18 protein-coding genes are annotated in these 17862 nt (G+C 68.8%); 9 read left to right on the forward strand and 9 right to left on the reverse strand.

Translation table 11 applies throughout. From position 1 onward, the window contains the following. Positions 1-20: 20 nt before the first annotated feature. The gene (locus tag ABT313_RS05970; protein ID WP_350849150.1) at positions 21-1040 is read right to left on the reverse strand and encodes a M48 family metallopeptidase; all 1020 of its coding nucleotides are present in this window, start codon (positions 1038-1040) and stop codon (positions 21-23) included. A 188-nt stretch (positions 1041-1228) separates the two neighbouring features. Here ABT313_RS05970 and ABT313_RS05975 point away from each other — a divergent pair, with 188 nt between their 5' ends. After that, complete coding sequence (locus ABT313_RS05975) at positions 1229-2497, forward strand: glycoside hydrolase family 18 protein (RefSeq protein WP_350849152.1); 1269 nt, start codon at positions 1229-1231, stop codon at positions 2495-2497. Continuing rightward, positions 2498-3136: a phosphotransferase gene (locus ABT313_RS05980; protein ID WP_350849153.1), complete on the forward strand. Its 639-nt coding sequence runs from the start codon at positions 2498-2500 to the stop codon at positions 3134-3136. It begins immediately after the preceding gene. Here the strand turns inward: ABT313_RS05980 and ABT313_RS05985 are convergent. Beyond that, entirely contained in the window at positions 3124-4044 is a 921-nt protein-coding gene (locus ABT313_RS05985; RefSeq protein ID WP_350849154.1) for a helix-turn-helix domain-containing protein, read from the reverse strand. The genes ABT313_RS05980 and ABT313_RS05985 overlap by 13 nt on opposite strands. Before the next feature lie 71 nt (positions 4045-4115). Between ABT313_RS05985 and ABT313_RS05990 the strand changes: the two genes are divergently transcribed. Next, complete coding sequence (locus ABT313_RS05990; protein WP_350849156.1) at positions 4116-4427, forward strand: cupin domain-containing protein; 312 nt, start codon at positions 4116-4118, stop codon at positions 4425-4427. On the opposite strand, the gene ABT313_RS05995 is transcribed toward ABT313_RS05990, so the two are convergent. Beyond that, positions 4424-5410: a pirin family protein gene (locus ABT313_RS05995; protein WP_350849158.1), complete on the reverse strand. Its 987-nt coding sequence runs from the start codon at positions 5408-5410 to the stop codon at positions 4424-4426. The genes ABT313_RS05990 and ABT313_RS05995 overlap by 4 nt on opposite strands. 136 nt (positions 5411-5546) lie before the next feature. Here ABT313_RS05995 and ABT313_RS06000 point away from each other — a divergent pair, with 136 nt between their 5' ends. The 3 genes from ABT313_RS06000 to ABT313_RS06010 all read left to right on the forward strand — a co-directional run bounded on the left by ABT313_RS06000 (position 5547) and on the right by ABT313_RS06010 (position 9025). Beyond that, positions 5547-7574, forward strand: coding sequence for an ArnT family glycosyltransferase (locus ABT313_RS06000; RefSeq protein WP_350849160.1), 2028 nt, complete (start codon positions 5547-5549; stop codon positions 7572-7574). A 286-nt stretch (positions 7575-7860) separates the two neighbouring features. Then, positions 7861-8718, forward strand: a complete 858-nt coding sequence (locus ABT313_RS06005) for a bifunctional methylenetetrahydrofolate dehydrogenase/methenyltetrahydrofolate cyclohydrolase (RefSeq protein WP_350849162.1) — start codon at positions 7861-7863, stop codon at positions 8716-8718. Between the two features lie 37 nt (positions 8719-8755). Beyond that, a complete protein-coding gene (locus ABT313_RS06010) occupies positions 8756-9025 on the forward strand; it encodes a DUF3017 domain-containing protein (protein WP_134106630.1) in 270 nt (89 codons plus the stop codon). Here the strand turns inward: ABT313_RS06010 and ABT313_RS06015 are convergent. Next, the gene (locus tag ABT313_RS06015) at positions 9012-9632 is read right to left on the reverse strand and encodes a TetR/AcrR family transcriptional regulator (protein ID WP_350849166.1); all 621 of its coding nucleotides are present in this window, start codon (positions 9630-9632) and stop codon (positions 9012-9014) included. The genes ABT313_RS06010 and ABT313_RS06015 overlap by 14 nt on opposite strands. A gap of 66 nt (positions 9633-9698) precedes the next feature. On the opposite strand from ABT313_RS06015, the gene ABT313_RS06020 reads away from it, so the two are divergent. Further along, positions 9699-10331, forward strand: coding sequence for a hypothetical protein (locus ABT313_RS06020; protein ID WP_350849168.1), 633 nt, complete (start codon positions 9699-9701; stop codon positions 10329-10331). A gap of 77 nt (positions 10332-10408) precedes the next feature. Next, entirely contained in the window at positions 10409-10873 is a 465-nt protein-coding gene (locus ABT313_RS06025) for a GNAT family N-acetyltransferase (protein WP_350849170.1), read from the forward strand. On the opposite strand, the gene ABT313_RS06030 is transcribed toward ABT313_RS06025, so the two are convergent. The 5 genes from ABT313_RS06030 to ABT313_RS06050 form a co-directional block, all read right to left on the reverse strand. Continuing rightward, entirely contained in the window at positions 10870-11547 is a 678-nt protein-coding gene (locus ABT313_RS06030) for a hypothetical protein (protein ID WP_350849172.1), read from the reverse strand. The genes ABT313_RS06025 and ABT313_RS06030 overlap by 4 nt on opposite strands. 21 nt (positions 11548-11568) lie before the next feature. After that, positions 11569-12780: an enterochelin esterase gene (gene fes / locus ABT313_RS06035; protein ID WP_350849174.1), complete on the reverse strand. Its 1212-nt coding sequence runs from the start codon at positions 12778-12780 to the stop codon at positions 11569-11571. Between the two features lie 85 nt (positions 12781-12865). Then, positions 12866-14422 (reverse strand): bifunctional phosphoribosylaminoimidazolecarboxamide formyltransferase/IMP cyclohydrolase, encoded by a 1557-nt coding sequence (gene purH, locus ABT313_RS06040; RefSeq protein WP_350849176.1) that lies wholly within the window; start codon positions 14420-14422, stop codon positions 12866-12868. Continuing rightward, a complete protein-coding gene (gene purN / locus ABT313_RS06045) occupies positions 14419-15060 on the reverse strand; it encodes a phosphoribosylglycinamide formyltransferase (protein ID WP_350849178.1) in 642 nt (213 codons plus the stop codon). Before purN ends, purH begins: the two co-directional genes overlap by 4 nt. A gap of 10 nt (positions 15061-15070) precedes the next feature. Beyond that, a complete protein-coding gene (locus ABT313_RS06050; RefSeq protein ID WP_350849180.1) occupies positions 15071-16321 on the reverse strand; it encodes a cell division protein PerM in 1251 nt (416 codons plus the stop codon). Between the two features lie 175 nt (positions 16322-16496). On the opposite strand from ABT313_RS06050, the gene ABT313_RS06055 reads away from it, so the two are divergent. Beyond that, positions 16497-17831: a hypothetical protein gene (locus tag ABT313_RS06055; RefSeq protein WP_350849182.1), complete on the forward strand. Its 1335-nt coding sequence runs from the start codon at positions 16497-16499 to the stop codon at positions 17829-17831. The last annotated feature ends 31 nt before the right edge of the window (positions 17832-17862 follow it).

Below are 17862 nucleotides of genomic sequence, written 5' to 3' on the forward strand. Positions count from 1 at the left end.
CCGATGATTGACGAATCCCGTCAGTCGTAGTCCCTGACGGCCGCCCGGGCAGCCGCGGCGAGCTCGTCGTCCTTCGACGGCGCGAACACGCTGGTCGTCGGTGTCGGGTTCGCGCGGAGCAGACGCGTGCGCTGCCAGGTCGGCGGGTGGTCGGCGTCGGTCCGGCCGTTCTGCGCCTGATCCACCCGGATCAGCCGGACCAGCTCGTGGTCGGGGATCTCGGCGGCGGTACGCCGCAGTACGTCGAGCGGATCGCACCCCGGCTCGAACCGGACGGCGCGTGCCAGCGCGCGGAAGCAGGCGCCGGCGAGCAGCAGGCGCTCCAGCGAACGCGCAGTCGGCTCCGAGCCGACGAGCTCCGCGACCCGGCGGTCGATCCGGTACTCGCGGCGTTGCCGACCGGACAGATCGAGCCGTCGCAGCAGGCGGCGGTACCCGCGGATCGGCGGGCCGAGAACCGCGTTGGCGATCTGGACGAGCCGGCTGTGCAGGACCTGGTCGTCACTTCCCTGCCCGACCAGGACGACCACCCCCTCCGACGACTTGAGCTTCCCGTCCCCGGCCGAGTCGAGCGCCCCCGGCTGCACGGCCGCGGCGAGTTCGCCGAGGATGTGCTCGGCCGCACCGAGGACGCGATCGTGAGTGCCGCGCTGGTCGTCGTACGTGGCGTGTGCGAGGACGGCGTACCGCTCCTGAGGGTTGAGCGCGACCCAGGCCGGGAGGCCGAGGAGCAGCACGCGGCGGTAGCGCCAGCCGATGCGACCGATCGCGATCCGGGTGCCGGTGGTGACGACGACGCTCTCGAGTTTCGGCGTACCGGTCTGTGCGGCGAGGCGGTCGAGGACGTCGTACAGCTGGGGAGCTTGTTGTCGCGTTACGGCCCGGGCGTTGCGAGGGAGGCGGTTGAGGCGTGGGCGGAAGATCGCGGTGATGACGAAGAGGATCGCCGCGAACGGCGCGGCGAAGAGGAACGGCCGGTAGAACACGAGCAGAGCCAGACCGCCGAGCAGACCCGGCAGCGGCACCAGCAGGACCGGCAACGACAGCAGGAAGGCGCCGACCGAACGCTCCGGCCCGGGAGTCCGGCCGCTGATCAGGACATCGGCCAGCTTGCTCTCACGCTCGACCTCGCGACTCCGGGCGGGGCATCACGAGTTTTTGCAGAGACATTGTGTAAGTCGGGAGGCGGTCCTACTGTGTGCGCATCAACTCATCCGATGGGGGTGCAATGAAGCGTCGGAGTGTGGGGCTGCTGGTGGCCGCGGCGATGGTCGTTCCAACGATTGCTGCCGTACCTGCGGAGGCCCACGGTGACACCAAGCGAGTGGTGGGGTACTACACCAACTGGAGCGGGTACGACCGGAACTACCTGGTCAGCGACCTGGTGAAGACCGGGGCCGCGGCCCGGCTGACCCAGATCAACTACGCGTTCGGCTTCGTCGACGCCCAGGGGAACTGCATCAGCAGCGATCCGTGGGCCGACTACCAGCGACCGTTCACCGCCGAGCAGAGTGTGAACGGCAAGGCCGACGAGCCCGGACAGGTGCTCAACGGCAACCTCAACCAGTTCAGAGAACTGAAGAAGAAGTACCCGAAGCTCCGGATCAGCATCTCGCTCGGCGGCTGGACCGGCTCGGCGCACTTCTCCGACGCCGCGCTCACGCAGGCCTCTCGGGCCGCGCACGTGAAGTCGTGCCTGGACATGTGGCTCAAGGGCAACCTGCCCGGCCTCCCCGCCGGCGCCGCGAAGGGCATCTTCGACGGCGTCGACCTCGACTGGGAGTGGCCGGCCAGCGAAGGCAACCCGGGCAACGTGATCCGGCCCGAGGACAAGCAGAACTTCACCGCGCTGGTGCACGAGTACCGCAAGCAGCTGGACAAGCTGTCCGGCCGGCCCGGTAAGTACGACCTGACCGCGTTCCTGCCCGCGAACCCGACGATGATCGACAAGGGGTTCGAGGTCCGCAAGCTGTTCAAGGACCTGACCTTCGGTACGACGCAGGGCTACGACTACCACGGTCCGTGGGAGACGCTCACCAACCAGCAGTCCGCGATCGACGGACCGAAGGGCGATCCGACCACACCGGAGTTCAGCTCGCAGGTCACGATCGACGCGTACCTGTCCCGCGGCGCACCGCGCGACCAACTGGTGATGGGCGTGCCGTTCTACTCGCACGGCTGGACCGGCGTGACGAACGCGAACCACGGCCTGTTCCAGCCGTCGACCGGCCCGGCACCCGCGACGTACGAGGCAGGCACCGAGGACTACCGCCTGCTCAAGGCTCACCTTTCGGATTACACGGTGTACCGCGACAACCGGGCCGGGTTCGCCTGGCTGTTCGACGGTACGACGTTCTGGACCTGGGACGACCCGGTCGAGATGGCCCGCAAGGCGCGCTACATCGACCACCGCGATCTCGGCGGCGCGATGATCTGGTCCCTCGACGGCGATTCAAATGGGGAGCTGATCTCGGCGTTGCACCGTAACCTTCGCTGAGTGGATCTGAATACTCTCCAGAACCGGTTCGGCGCAGCTAGCGCCGAACCGGTCGTCGGCGGCTGTTCCGGAGCGACGGTCGTCCGGCTCGATCGTGGGTCGGAACGCCTTTACTACAAGGCCGGTGCCGGCGCCGATCTCGAGGCGGACCGGCTCGCGTGGCTCGGCTCGACCGGCTTCCCGTGCCCTCAGCTCGTTGACCGCGGCAACAATTGGATGCTGACCACGGAGCTGGCCGGCCGCGACGCTTCCGACGACTGGCCGACGGCCGACCGCCCCGCAGTCCTCGCGGCGATGGCCGACGGTCTCCGCGCGCTGGACGAGCTTTCGGGCTGCCCTTTCCCGTCACCGTTCCCCGGTGCCGGAGACGCCGTCACGCACGGGGACTACTGTGCCCCCAACGTCTTCATCGACCCAGAGACCCTGCGTTTCTGCGGCATCCTCGACCTCGGACGTCTCGGCGCCGGCGACCGCTACCTGGACCTCGCGCTGATGTTCAAGAGCCTGCGCGGCCTGAACCCGCAATACGGGGGTCTCCCGGCGGCGCGGCGGTTCGTCGAGCTCTACGGCGGGGATCCGGACGACCCACGCATCGAGCAATACATCACGCTCGACGACAGCGGCGACTACATGCCCTGATACGCCCGGCGGTAGGCGCTCGGGGTTGTCTGCAGCGCGGTCTTGAAACGCCTGCGCAGATTGGTCGCCGACGACAGGCCGACCTTGGTGGCGATCGTCTCGACCGGGAGGTCCGTTTCCTCCAGCAGGACGCGGGTTCTGGCGATCCGCTGGGCGAGCAACCACTGGCCGGGTGCCATCCCGAGCTGGTCGGCGAACCGCCGCGCGAGCGTCCGCGGCGAGACATTCGCCTGCCCGGCAAGGTCCTCGAGCGTGAGCGGCTCGGCCAGATGATCGGCCGCCCAGTCGAGGAGGTCACCCAACGACGCCACCGGCGCTTGCTCCTCGGTGCGGTACTGCGTCTGGCCGCCTTCGCGATGTGGCGGCATGACCATCCGTCGTGCGACCCGCGCGGCGTGAGCGGCGCCGTGGTCGCGTCGGACCAGTTGGAGGCAGAGGTCGATGCCGGTCCCGGATCCGCCGCTGGTCGCGACGTCGCCGTGGTCGATGTAGAGCACGTCCGGATCCACCTGTACCGCGGGGAATCGGTGCTGCAGCTCGTCGGCGTACCGCCAATGGGTTGCCGCCCGGCGTCCGTCGAGGAGCCCGGTCGCCGCCAGTACATAAGCTCCTGAGCAGATGCTGACCAGGCGGGCTCCCCGCCGATGTGCTCGGGTGAGCGCCCACAGTACGCGTTGGGTGGGTTCGCGGTTGATCGGCAGCCAACCCGGTACGACGATCGTGTCCGCCCGATCGAACGCCCGCAGGCCGGACGTGACCATCAGGTCGAAACCTTCGGTCGTGCGGACCGGCCCGGGGTGCTCTGTGCACACGCTGAAGCGGTACGGCGCCTCGCGGAACACGGCCGCCGCACAGCCGAGTTCGAAGCTCGCCTGGGGCGGGCTGACCAGAGCGACGACTCGGTGCATGGCAAGAAAGTACCTGATCGGGACTGTCCAGACACTGGGTCTCGGGCCTCGGAATGCGGAGGATCGGAGGTATGCAGAACTACGAGTGGGCGTCGGTCGACGACGCACCGGTCCGGGAGCTCTTCCCCGGCATCACGCTGCGACCGCTCTGGTCCGGCGAGGTCGCGAAAGCCTTTGTCCTGCAGATGGATCCGGGATCACGCTGGGAAGGCATCGACGTCCACGACCCGGGACCGGAGGAGGTGTTCGTCGTCGACGGCGTGTTCAACGACGGGATCCGCGACTACCCGGCCGGTTCGTTCATCCACGCCCCGGCCGGGTCGTCGCACGTACCGCAGTCCGCTCAGGGCTGCACGCTGTTCTTGTTCTATCCCGAGGGTTAGTCGGTGCTCCGCAGTTCGGTCGGGGCGCCGTGGACCGCGGGGATGCTGCCGAGCTTGCCGGCCTGGAAGTCCTCGAAGGCCTGGATGACCTCGGCGCGGGTGTTCATCACGAACGGCCCGGCCATCGCGATCGGCTCGCGGATCGGACGGCCGCCGATCACGAGGATGTCCAGGTTCGGCTCGGCCTGCGGCTGGGTCTGGGAGGCCTGGGTCCGGATCGTGTCGCCGGGGCCGAAGACCGCGAGCTGGCCCTTGCGGAACGGACGCCGTTCGGCGCCGACCGTACCCTGACCGGCGAGGACGTAGACGAGCGCGTTGTAGTCCGGCTGCCAGGGCATGACCAGCTCGGCGCCCGGGCTGACGGTCGCGTGCACGAGGGTGATCGGGGTGCGGGTCGAGCCGGGCCCTTCGTGGCCGTCGACCGAGCCGGCGATCACGCGGATCAGCGCGCCGCCGTCCTGCGTGGACAGCAGCGCAGCGTCACCGCCGCGGATGTCCTGGTAGCGCGGCGCGGCCCACTTCTGGACCTTCGGCAGGTTCACCCAGAGCTGGATGCCGTGGAACAGGCCGCCGCTCAGCACCAGGTGCTCCGGCGGGGTCTCGATGTGCAGCAGGCCCGAGCCCGCGGTCATCCACTGCGTGTCGCCGTTCGAGATGACGCCGCCACCGCCGTTGGAGTCCTGGTGCTCCATGATCCCGTCGAGCATGTACGTGACGGTCTCGAAGCCGCGGTGCGGGTGCCAGGGGGTGCCCTTCGGCTCCCCCGGCGCGTACTCGACCTCGCCCATCTGGTCCATGTGGATGAACGGGTCGAGGTCGCGGAGGTCCACGCCGGCGAACGCACGCCGTACCGGGAAGCCCTCGCCCTCGTAGCCGCTGGGCGCGGACGTCACCGACTTCACCGCGCGCTCGTGCGCGATCGCCGGGTCCGGCTGGGTGATGCGGGGCAGGACGGTGATGTCGCTGACGGTCACGGCGGGCATGGTGGCTCCTCGCTGGTCGGTAGTTCAAGAATAAACTATCTGCCCGAACCACGGCAAGCGCGGCGGCATTCCCGGCTCACAGGAACCTCCCAGCCGGTGTCCAGGGTGGCCGGAGTCGGGGTTGGCACCGTCGTCAGTGGAACCCATCCGCGACCTGGAGACGATCATGACGACGCTGCTCGACCGACCCGTAGTGGAACAACGCCCCGCCGAACCAGCGCCCGGCCGGTTGCGGCGGATCGTGCGCGGGCCGGCGGCGCAGGCGGCGTACGTTCGGCCGGCCGCGCTCGCGATGCTCGTCGGCACCGCGTTCCTGTACTTGTGGAACCTGACGGCCTCGGGCTACGGCAACAGCTTCTACGCCGCCGCGGAACTCGCCGGGACACAGAGTTGGAAGGCGTGGCTCTTCGGGTCGCTCGACGCGGGGAACGCGATCACGGTCGACAAGCCGCCGGGCGCGCTGTGGGTGGCGACGGCGTTTGCGCGGGTGTTCGGCTTCAACAGCTTCACCGTGCTGGCGCCGCAGGCGTTCATGGGGATCGCTGCGGTCGGGCTGTTGTATCTGACGGTTCGACGGCTCGCTGGGCCTGGGGCGGGGTTGATCGCCGGTTCGGCGCTGGCTTTGACGCCGGTCGCCGTACTGATGTTCCGGTTCAACAACCCGGATGCGTTGCTTGTGCTGTTGATGGTGGCTGCGGCGTACTTCGTCGTACGGTCGCTGGAGAAGGCTTCGGCACGGTGGCTGGCGCTGGCCGGGGTTGCGATCGGGTTCGCGTTCCTGACGAAGATGGGGCAGGCGCTGCTGGTGGTGCCGGCGTTCGGGCTGGTGTATCTGATCGCGGCGCCTACGTCGTTGCGGCGGCGGCTCGTGCATCTGGTTGTGGCGTTGGGTGCTGTCGTCGTCAGTGCTGGGTGGTATGTGGCGCTGGTTGAGCTGTGGCCTGCGTCGAGTCGGCCTTATATCGGTGGGTCGACCAACAATTCGTTGCTGGAGCTGGCGCTTGGGTACAACGGGCTCGGGCGGTTGTTCGGTGGTCAGGGCAACGGTGGTGGTGGCGGTGGCGGGAACACCGGGTTTGGTGGGAGTACTGGTCTGACCCGGATGTTCGGCTCTGCCTTCGGGACCGAGATCTCGTGGTTGTTGCCTGCGGCATTGATCGCGTTGGTCGGCGGGTTGTGGCTGACGCGGCGCGCGGCGCGGACGGACCTGGCTCGGGCCGGGTTCGTGCTGTGGGGCGGGTGGTTGCTGGTGACCGCGATTGTGTTCAGCTTCATGAGCGGGACGGTGCATCCGTACTACGCGGTCGCGCTGGCCCCGGCGATCGCCGGCCTGGTCGGTATGGGCGTGCGGGTCGCGTGGCAGCAGCGCTCCTCACTCGCGGCGCGGTCGACACTCGCCGCGATGGTCCTGGCGACAGGCGCCTGGGACTACGTCCTCCTCGGCCGCACACCAACCTTCCTACCGTGGGCAAAGTACGTCGTACTCGCCGCCGGCCTAGTCGGCGCCGCCCTAGTCCTCGCCACCCACCGCACCCGCCGAGCCCTCCCCGCCGTCATCCTCGCCCTCGCACTCTCACTCGGCCTCGGCACCACAACGTACGCCGCCTCCACCGCCTCCCAACCCCACAACGGCTCCATCCCCACCTCAGGCCCCGCCAGCACCGCCCTAGGCGGCGCAGGCGGAGCCGGCATGCCAGACGCCACCCCCGGCACCCCAGGCGCACCCCCACCCACCCGCTCCACCACCTCAGGCACCTCCGGCACCTCCGGCACCTCCGGGCAGGGTGGCGCCGCCGGCTCCTCTGGTGCTGGCGGGCAGCGGGGTGGGATGGGTGGGGAGGTTAGTAGTGAACTGACTGCGATCTTGGCGAAGACGACGACCACGTGGGCAGCCGCCGTGAGCGGCTCGCAGTCGGCGGCTTCGATCGAGCTGGCGACTGGGAAGGCTGTGATCGCGATCGGTGGGTTCAGCGGGACCGACGACGCCCCGACTCTCGCGCAGTTCAAGCAGTGGGTGGCCGAGGGAAAGATCGCCTACTACATCTCCGGCAGCCAGGGCGGTGGCGGCAGCTCGTCCGCAGCCTCCGAGATCCAGTCCTGGGTCACCTCCAACTACACGGCCACCACAGTCGGGAGCACCACCGTGTACAAGCTCACCACCTGAGGAACCCAGGCCATCACAATCCGCCGCGCCGCCCGAGCCCCACGCGGCACCGCGGCCCCGCACCGATTGTGATGGCCTGGCGATCCGCACCTCCACCACTCACCAACCCCACCAGAACCTCCACAGTCGGCCGCGTTCACGCTAACCGCCGGACCCAGGAGCAGGGTTGGTGAGTGGTGGAGGTCCGGCGTTCGGCCGCGTTCACGCTCATCGCCGGCACCCAGGAACCGGGTTGAGGAGTGGTGGAGGTCCGGGGTTCGGTGGGTGCATGGCAGACTCTGGTGGCGTGACAGCTCAGATTCTGGATGGCAAGGCGACGGCGGCGGCGATCAAGGACGAGCTGAAGGTCCGGGTCGCGAAGCTGGCCGAGCAGGGCGTGGTGCCCGGGCTCGGCACGATTCTGGTCGGTGACGACCCGGGCAGCCGCGCGTACGTCGCCGGCAAGCACCGCGACTGCGCCGCGGTCGGGATCTCCTCGATCCAGGTCGAGCTGCCCGACACCGCGACCCAGGACGAGATCGCCGCGAAGGTCCGCGAGCTCAACGAGAACCCGGAGTGCACCGGCTTCATCGTCCAGCTCCCGCTCCCGAAGCACGTCGACACCAACGCGATCCTCGAGCTGATCGACCCGGTGAAGGACGCCGACGGCCTGCACCCGATGAGCCTCGGCAAGCTCGTCCTCGGCCAGGACGGCCCGCTCCCGTGTACGCCGAAGGGCTGCGTGGAGATCCTGCGCCGGTACGACGTACCGATCGCCGGCGCCCATGTGGTCGTCGTCGGCCGCGGCGTGACCGCGGGCCGGCCGATGGGTCTGCTGTTCACGCGGAAGTCCGAGAACGCGACCGTGACCCAGTGCCACACCGGCACCAAGGACCTCGCCACGGTGGTCCGCACCGGCGACATCGTGATCGCCGCGGCCGGGTCCGCCGGTCTGATCACCGCGGACATGGTGAAGCCCGGCGCCGTACTGCTCGACGTCGGCACCAGCCGCAACGCCGAGGGCAAGATCGTCGGCGACATCGAGCCCGCCGCCCGCGAACAGGCCGCCTGGATCGCGCCGATGCCCGGCGGTATCGGCCCGATGACGCGGGCCATGCTCCTCACCAACGTCGTCGAGGCCGCGGAAGCGAGTCTGGCCCAGTGACCGTAGTACCTGTGCTGAAGGTGAGAGTGACGTGCTGATGGCAGGAGAGGCCCAGCGGCGCAGCCAATGGCCGCTAGCGTTGTCACTCCTGGCCGCCCTCACCGGCCTGGTCGTGCTCTGGTTCTACGACTGGCGGAACGGCGTACTCATCTTCGCCGGCGCCGTAGGCCTCGCCGGCCTCCTCCGCGCCGCCCTCACCGACACAGCCGCCGGCCTGCTCCACGTCCGCAGCCGCATGTTCGACACCACGTTCCTCCTACTAACCGCCGCAGCCATCGCCGTGCTAGGCCTCATCATCCCGAACTGACCCCGAACAACTGCTCCAGTACGGCGCTTGTCATCCAGCCGGCCACCTCTTCCGGCGTCCAGCCGAGATCCCGGGTGAACTGGCTGTAGAGCTGCGGCCCGAGAACAACCAGTAGAACGTCGCGCGCCCGAGTGCTGGACAGACCTTCGCGCAGTGGGTGTTTGGCGCTGAGGAATGCGATCGCGCGCTCGTATCCAGCGCGCCGTAGGCCCTCGTTGTACTCGTAGCTCTTCCGCGCGTTCTCGTCACCGAGCACCACCCACACCAGCGGCGCCGCCCGCTCGAACACGGTCATCGTCCCGTCGACGAACATGCGGACGGCGGTCTCGACGTCCGTCGCCTCCTCCGCACCACGCCACCACTCCGACAGGTGCGGCGGCACCCGGTCCGTCCCCTCGACCGCGAACTCGTACGCCGCCTGCAGCAGCTCCCCCTTGGTGCGAAACGTGAAGTACAGCGTTTGCACGGCGACCCCGGCATCGCGGGCGATCGCCTCCATCGGCGTCGCGGCGTACCCCTCCTCGGTGAATCGCCGATACGCGGCCGCCACCATCCGCTGACGCGTCTCCTGCGCCCGCTCCCGCCGCGACTGCTTGACATCTCCCACGGGACGTCACTCTACTGGACTCATTACTAGTGAGTCTTCTAGTGAAGACACCAGCGAGGGGGAATCATGGCAATCGGCTCCATCGATCAGGCGGTCGGGCTCGGCAGCCGCAGGTACGGCGGAATCGCCGCGATCACCGGTGCGCTGCTGGCGATCGCGGGGAACACAGCTCTGCTGTTCGTCAACCCGGTCGTCAGCGAGGACTACCTCAGCTACCCGGTCACACCGGCCCAGTTCCGTTGGGGGCAGGTCTTCTTCGCCCTCACTCAGGCGTTGATGGCGGTCGGCATCTACGCACTGGTGCGCTCCGACGCGGTACGCCGTACCCGGTCGACAAAGGTCTTCGCGGCGCTGGCAGTCGTCGGCTTCGCGATCACGGTGCCGGGTGAGCTCGTGCTGATCCTGGTGGCTGACGAGCGATTCGACTCGACCGCGGTCAATGCCGCCAGCACTGTCTTCGGGGTCGGGTTGCTGATCGCGGACGTGGGTCTCATCGGGTACGGCGTTGCCGCGCTGCGCACCCGTCTGCAGCCCGCGGGGTGGGCCGCCCTGCCGCTCGTGCTGGGCGCGTTCCAGCTGCTGGTCGTGACTCCGCTCGCCATCGGAGTCGGCTTCACCAGCATGCTCACCTATGCGGCGACGGCGCTCGCCGACCTGCTGGTGGCGGCAATCGGCGTACGGCTACTCGTCGCGGACTGACGGTCGACCGAGAAACTGAAGCTGCACGTACTGACCTCGCGGCACGCGCTGCGGCCGGCGGTGGGATCATCCAGGTCATGCCGACGATCAGATCCGCCACCCGTGGCGACGCGGCGCGCGTTGTACAGATCTATGTCGAGTCGTGGAACGACGGGTTCGGTGAGTTGATGCCGACGATCGAGGTCACCGAGGCGCGGATTGCGCGCTGGGCCGACACGCTTGCCGATGGCAACTGGTGGGTGGCCGAGGTCGACGACACGATCGCCGGCCTGGTGGGCATCGGGCCTAGCCGGGACCCCGTCGACCCCGACCTGGGCGAGCTCGACACGATTGCGGTCGACCCGGCGTACTGGCGTCAAGGCGTAGGTAAAGCCCTTATGCAGAAGGCATTACAGGCCCTCGCCAGCACCTACCCCGAAGCCATCCTTTGGACGCTGGCCAACTACCCTCAAGGCCAGCGCTTCTACGAGTCAACCGGCTGGACCCTCGACGGCAGCTCCCGCGACAACGGCCACCAGGTCTCGTACCGCCGCCGCTTCTAGATACTCCAGTTCCAAGACGCGTAGATGCTGACGTGCACTGCGTCGAGGAGCGGCGAGGTGTATTTGACCGAACACCCCTTGGCGTAGGCATTGCGGGCGGCGAGGATCTTGGCGCGGGTCAGGTTGACGCGCTTGACCTGGTACGCCGTGACCAACTGGCGATCGGGCCAGGAGTCCTCGGTGTACGACCGTGCCATCCAATCGTCCGATGTCGGATCCGCCGGGGACCCCAACGCTCGCCCGACCTCACTCGCGCTGATCGCGCCAAGGAAATCGCCGATCTTGTCACCGCGCAGATGGCGCCCCGGCGGATTGTAGTTCGTGGTGAGGTTGTACTCGTACTGGAAACTCCACTCCTCGTACGAGCACGCGAAGATCACCTGCGCGTACCCGTCCGGCGGCAACTGCAGCGCGGCGTTCGGCGTCTGTAGCCGGGCAACGCTGATCTGCTGGTACGCCGACGCGGGCAGCTCCGGCCTTTCCGGCAAGGGAGTTGTGGGGTACGGCGCCGGCTGCGTCACCCCAGGCGTCTGAAGCTCAGCTGTCTGGACGCCGGTTGACGGCTCGATCGCGCGCAGCCCCAAGCTCGGCGTGCTCCCCGCCCTCGGTGCCACCTCGTCCCCGCAGCCGGCCAGCACCAGCGCGAGGACGAGCCACCCGATCAGCCTCCGCATGTCGCTCACCAGTCCGGACCGTCAGCGGGTGGCGAGTGTGATCAACGCGTCGGCGAGGGAGCCTCGCCAGCAGGCGTAGTCGTGGCCGCCGTTGTATTCGGTGTAGTGGAGGTCGTAGCCCTTGCTGCGGAGGATTGTCCGGAGATGGCGGTTGGTGACCAGGATCGACGGGCCGTGGTTGGGCGTCGTGCCGCGTTCCATCAAGCCGGCCTCGAGGTAGAAGCGCACCGGCTGTCGTTCGGCCTCGGCGTACTGGCGGGTGAGCCACTCGTGCTCCGGATCGCCCTCGGGCGACCACCAGAACGACCCGGACTGGCTGATCACGTTGCCGAAGATGTCCGGACGCCGAAGACCGGCAAAAGCCGCAGCCTGACCACCGTGACTCTGCCCGGCGACGATCGTGCGCGCAGGATCCCCGGTGATCCGATACTTCTCACCGACCCACGGAAGCAGCTCGTCGGTCAGATACTCCAGAAACGCTGCCCCACAAGGAAGTTCGCGGTCCCGGACCTCCTGGGTCAAGCTGTCGACGAGTACGGCGACCATCGGCGGGATCCGTCCGTCCGCGATCAGGTTGTCGAGGATCGTGTCCACCGGCATCGGGCCGCGCACGGTGTCCCCGTCGAAGAACACGAACAGCGGATACGGCTCGTCGTCCGGGCTGTACCCCGCCGGCGTGTACACCCAGATGCGACGCTCGTTGTCGAGGATCTCGCTCCGATGCGAGTACTGAACGAGCTCGCCCCGGCTCCCGCCGGCACGCGGCGCGATCCATGGCTGCGCGGGCGCGTCCGGCAACTCGATCAGCGACACCAATGTCTCGTCGCTGCCCAGCGCTTCGTCCGCGGGGAACACGAACGTCGCGGGATTCAGCGGATCCGCGAACCAGTCCGCCGTACGCTCCCGCCAATCCAGATCCGGATTGTCCACGTCGTCGACCGCCAGCCGGTACGTGCAGCGCAGATCCCCGCGCACGCGAACGGTCAGGTACCAGACATCGGTCCCCTCGAGCCGGCGCATCTGGTTCCCCGGCGGGTCCCATCCCGCGGGGCCGCCGAACACCGACACCCCGCCGACCGCGTCGGTACCGCGATAGAGAAACGTCAGCCAGACGTCCCCATCTTCCGACGCCTCGACCAACGGCGCGCCCCGCTCAGCAACCTCAGCCCAGAACTCCTCAACCCGATCCGGGTCAAGCGCCTGCAGCAGCGGACTATCAACCTGACCAGCCAAAGACCTCACCCCAGCGATCTCGCAGCGCCAACCCGACCCATTATGGCCGGGCGGCGGGGCGTACGGGGGTTGTCGGGACAAGCAGTTAGTGGAAGAAGTGCCGGGTCCCGGTGAAGTACATCGTGATGCCGGCCTTGTTCGCGGCCTCGATGGCAGCCTCGTCCCGGATAGAACCACCAGGCTGGACGACGGCCTTGACGCCACCCTCGATCAGCACCTCGAGCCCGTCCGGGAACGGGAAGAACGCGTCAGAAGCAGCGACAGATCCGGCAGCCCGGTCGCCCGCGCGGGAGACTGCGAGGCGGCAGGAGTCGACCCGGTTGACCTGCCCCATACCGACGCCGACCGAGGCGCCATCGGAGGCCAGCAGGATCGCGTTGGACTTCACCGCACGGCAGGCCTTCCAAGCGAATGCCAGGTCCGCCAGCACCTCAGGTGAAGCCGCAGCACCAGCCGCGAGCGTCCAGGCGGACGGGTCGTCGCCCGGAGCCTGGAACCGATCGCGGTGCTGCAGCAGCAACCCGCCGCTGATCGCACGCATCTCCACTGTCTCGGACGCATCGACGGCCGGCGCGACGAGCAGCCGGATGTTCTTCTTGCCCTGCAGGATCTCGACCGCACCGTCCTCGAAGGCCGGCGCAACCAGCACCTCGGTGAAGATCTCCGCGACCTGCTTGGCCATCTCGACCGACACCGGCGCGTTCGTCGCGATCACACCGCCGTACGCCGACACCGGGTCGCACTCGTGCGCCCGCCGGTGCGCCTCGGCGATGTCCTTGCCCACGGCAATCCCGCAAGGGTTGGCGTGCTTGATGATCGCAACCGCCGGCTCGCTGAAGTCGTACGCCGTACGCCGGGCCGCGTCCGCGTCGACGTAGTTGTTGTACGACATCTCCTTGCCGTGCAGCTGCTCCGCCGCGGCCAACCCGCCCCGGCCGTTCAGGTACAGCGCAGCCGGCTGGTGCGGGTTCTCGCCGTACCGCAGTACGGCGGACTTGTCCCATGCCGAACCCACCCACGCCGGGAACCCGGAACCCTCCGACGTGTCCGTCAGCACCGAGCCCATCCACGACGCGACGGCGATGTCGTACTCCGCCGTGTGTACGAAGGCAGCGGCGGCCAACTGGGCACGCTCCTCCAGCGAGAAGCCGGTCTCCAGCGACGCATAGACCGACGCGTACTGCGAAGGCGACGTCACCACCGCGACGTTCGCGTGGTTCTTCGCCGCACCGCGCACCATCGACGGGCCGCCGATGTCGATCTGCTCGACGCATTCGTCCACCGATGCACCGGACGCGACCGTCTCGCTGAACGGATACAGGTTGCTCACCAGCAGCTCGAACGGCTCGACCCGCATCTCGCGGAGCTGCTCGACGTGCTCGTCCCGCCGTACGTCGGCCAGCAGACCGGCGTGCACCATCGGGTGCAGCGTCTTGACCCGTCCGTCCAGGCACTCCGGGAACCCGGTCAGCTCCTCGACCTTGGTCACCGGTACGCCGGCGGCCGCGATTCGGGCCGCGGTCGAACCGGTGGAGACGATCTGGACCCCGGCGGCGTGCAGCGCGGAGGCGAGCTCCTCCAGACCGGTCTTGTCGTAGACGCTGATCAGCGCCCGGCGAATCGGCCTGCGGTCGGTGCTCACTTCAGTCGAACCTTTCGTCCGGTGATGGTCCAGCCGTCGCGGACGAGGCGGCCGACCCACTCCACCAACTGGCGGCGTTCGACCTCCTTGATCCGCTCGGTCAGGTCTTCTTCGCTGTCGTCGTCGAGAACAGGGACGACGACCTGCGCGATGATCGGGCCGGTGTCGACGCCGCCGTCCACGAAGAACAGGGTCGCCCCGGCCACTTTCACGCCGTACTCCAGCGCGTCCCGCGGACCGTGGATCCCCGGGAAGGCCGGCAGCAGCGCGTTGTGGGTGTTGATGTACCGGTCGCCGAACGCGCCGAGGAAGTCGTCGCCGACCAGCTTCAGGAAGCCCGCGGACACCACCAGGTCCGGCTTGTACTCCGCGACCGAGGCGGTCAGCGCCCGGTCCCAGTCGGCCCGCTCGGCGTAGGCCTTCACCTTGTGCACGAACGTCGGTACGCCGGCGGCCGCGGCGCGATCCAGCCCCACGATGCCCTCGCGGTCCGCGCCGACGGCGACCACCTGGGCGCCGTACGCCGGGTCCACGCAGGCGTCCAGCAGGGCCTGCAGGTTCGATCCCGATCCCGAGACGAGCACGACTAGGCGCGCCCGCCCACGATCACCGCCGTCGGAATCAGAAGCAGAAGTCACGGCGGGCAGCCTATCGCTCCGCGTCAGCCTCTTCCGCAGCCGGGCGGCGTGAGGCGGCCACCGCGGCCGTGATCGCGGCCCCGATCGCCATCCCGGCAGCCAGTACGCCGGCTGCCGGCAAGGCGCCCGGAATGCCGACCGACGACATCCGCCCCGGCCCCGCCGAACCACCCGACAGCGCCATCAGCGCGAAGATGATGATCCCCGCGAGCAGCCCCGCCATCGCGCCCCGCAGCGCGAACGCGTCCCACCCGAGCATGTCGCCGTCCCGCTCGACCAGCCCACGCCGTACGACGACGAACCCGGCGACCGCACCGGCCACCAGCGGCACCACTGCGGTCAGCACCAGCAGGTAGGACGGGGTCGCGCCGTCGGCCGGTACAGCGGCCAGCAGCGGAAACGCCGGCAGGTTCCCGACATCCACCCCGGTCGGCGCGATCGTGGTCCCGGTCCCCAGCTGGAATCCGGGCCCCGCGAGGAACGCCATCACGTACAGCACCACGTTCGGCAGCAGCATCAGGCAGATCGCGAACAGTACGACGGACCCGATCACGCCCGCGTCCAGCAGCTCGAGCATCCCGGTGATCCGCGAGAAGTGGACCGCGAGCAGTACGGCGTACAGCAGTGAGGCGATCCCGAACACGGTCAGTACCGCGGCCAGCGCCGCCGGAACCACGTCACGTAAACCGGCCGGTGTCGCATCCGCGATGTCTTCCGCCGCACCGGACTCGACCAGAATCCCGGCGACCCCGGCGACGAACGCCAGCGAGAAGGCGCCGAGGAACGCGGACAGCGGCGACACCTTGAGCGCACCGTCCGACGTGAGCAACGCCACGACCAGCGCACCGAGCCCGTAGACCAGCGCGAAGGCGCCGGCCAGCGAGATCAGGTCCTTGGTCCGATCGGCCGCGCTGGAGCGGGCCGCGGACTTGCCGCCGCGGTACAGGCACCAGGCGAAGAACAGCGTCAGCCCGAGCGGCGCGACGCTGATCCGGCCCGTGCCGATGGTCACACCCGCCTTGTGCGCGACCAGCCACGCCGAGGCCCCGGCCCGGACCGCGCCGGAGGCACCGCCGAACGTCGCGCCCAGCCAGCCGATCACCGCGACCGCGGCACATGTGAGCAGACCGGTGAGCAGGCAGGCTCCGGCGGAGATCACGGCCGACACCAGCAAAGGCTTGGTCTGGGCGGCGATCTCCGACGCGGGCGTAGCGCTCGATTCACCGTCCCGGGCGCCCGGGCGGCTCAGCATGTCGGTCATCTGACTCCCATGGTCTCCCCGCGTACGGACGCCGCTCGTCCTGACACGCCGGATGTGGGAGACTTCAGCCCGCTTGCTCACGCAGAGTTCCGCTGTGTTCGGCTGGTGGTAGCGGAGTGGGAGCGGCGTTGGTCTACCCGGTACTGTCGGGTGGAATCAGTCAGGAGGTCGAGCTTTGGCCGGTTCCCACCGCGCATCACGCGGCGGCGGTCGCGCCGCTGCCCGGGAGGCGCGTCGGCAGAAGGCGCGCAAAAGGAACCAGACGATCGCGGCCGGCGTCGCGGTCGTGGTGCTGGTCGGCGGCGGCGGTGTCGCGGCGCTGAACGCGTTCGGCGGCGACAAGGCCCCCGGCGCGAAGGCCGGCGGCAGCGCGTCCGACGACAAGCCGGCCAACTCGAACGTGCTCGCCGACGACAAGGCGCTGCTGGACCCCGTCGGCGCGAAGACCCTCGGCGCGACCGGTGCCTGGACCGTCACCCAGACCGCTGACGGCGACTCGGCGCCCGATTCGGCGTTCGTCTGCCAGGCCCAGCGCTTCGCCGACCCGGCCGGCCTGCGGACCTGGGTCCGCACCTTCTCGAACGCCACGACCAAGGACACCGCCGTCCAGTATGTCGAGGTGTCGAACGACCAGGCCTCCGCGCTCAAGACCTACAACGTCGTCGTCCACTGGCTGAGTCAGTGCACCGCACCGCAGACCCGGCTGTCGTCCGGCTACGTGACGACCGGCGTCGGCCAACGTGGCGTGATCGCCGTGTTCGGCCAGGTGCCCGGGTCCAAGACGAAGTACAAGACGGTCGCGGTGACGCTGGCCGGCCAGGCGACGGTGGTGCTCGAGCACGACACCGTGGCGGCCGCGCCCCCGAAGCCCGACGCCGTACTGGCGACGGCCAACGCCGCCGCGAAGAAGATCTGCGCCCAGTCCGGCGGCTGCGGCACCGGCGCCCCGGTCGCCAAACCGGCCCTGCTGCCGAACGTCGACGCCCCCGGCTTCATGGCCTCGGTCGACCTGCCGCTGCTGTCCGAGATCAACAAGCCGTGGGTGAGCGCGCCGGCTGCGAAGGGCAACAGCAGCGGCGGCTGCGAGAAGATCGACTTCAAGAAGGCCAAGGCGCTGAAGTTCGGCACGGTCACGTACGTGACGCCGGAGGCGAAGGTGCCGACCGAGTTCGGGCTGGACGACACGGTCGCGAAGTTCCCCACCGCGAACGCGGCGGCGAGCTACCTCAGCCAGATCCGCAAGAACGTCGACTCGTGCGAGAAGAACGTCTCGAACGCGAAGGTCGAGTCGACCGGCAACATCCAGACCAGCACGATCAGGGGTGAGAGCTGGAAGGCGACGTACGACACCGGAGACGGGAAGAAGTATATCTACCGGATCGGGGTCGCCGGGTCCGGGGACCGGATGGTCTACATGCTGTTCCCGGTGCTGAAGGAGCTCGACATCACCGACACGGCGTTCAACGACACCGTCGCCCGCGCCGTCGACCGCTCGGCCGCCTACAAGTAGAACGGGGCCTGTCCCCGAAGGAACAGGCCCC

This window comes from Kribbella sp. NPDC000426 (genome assembly GCF_040300265.1).
GTDB lineage: Bacteria > Actinomycetota > Actinomycetes > Propionibacteriales > Kribbellaceae > Kribbella.